Origin of the sequence: Ectobacillus ponti, from assembly GCF_024294785.1 — a bacterium.
GTDB lineage: Bacteria > Bacillota > Bacilli > Bacillales > Bacillaceae_G > Ectobacillus > Ectobacillus ponti.
The window spans coordinates 1-530 of sequence record NZ_JANCLT010000115.1 but is presented as its reverse complement, the minus strand read 5'-3'; the positions used below and the strand labels follow the sequence as shown (position 1 = coordinate 530).

Sequence of the window (530 nt, the reverse complement as noted above, 5' to 3'; positions counted from 1 at the left end):
AGCTTACATCCACCATGAGTGTTATAATTACTATATAAGTTGAAACTCATCAATTATACAAAGCAGGGGGATATAATTATGGACTTAGAAACAGACAATCCATTAAATTCCGAAAGGGCTGTGCATTATAAACTGTACAAGTCAGGTAAACTGTGGCTTGTTGCCGGAGTGACTTTTTGTTCATTTGTTGGCAGCGCAATCATCAACGATCAAATTGCGCACGCTGATACAGTAACTGTAGCTAAAACAGCAACCATAGTCACACGGACAACCGTCAGTGCTGATTCAAAAACAAGCAATGATTCTACTCAAGCAGATACAGTTTCCACTACGGCTAACAAGGTCGCTAAGACTACTTCAAATATCGCTCACCAACCCAATAGTGCAACAAACAGCTTAAATACTAGTCAAGCAGCAACCGCTACCTCAAGTACAACCACCAAGGCTGCTTCGAGTATCCTCAGTCAAGCGGACAGCGAAACTGCCAACTCAAACACTAGTCAAGCAGTAACTGCTACCTCAAGCGCTAC

At 42.3% G+C, this 530-nt stretch carries 1 protein-coding gene; it reads left to right on the top strand.

Features of this window, described 5'->3' with window-relative positions; translation table 11 throughout:
• Positions 1-78 precede the first annotated feature (78 nt).
• A partial coding sequence (locus NK662_RS23420) for a KxYKxGKxW signal peptide domain-containing protein (protein WP_254761386.1) occupies positions 79-530 on the top strand: 452 nt, incomplete at its 3' end.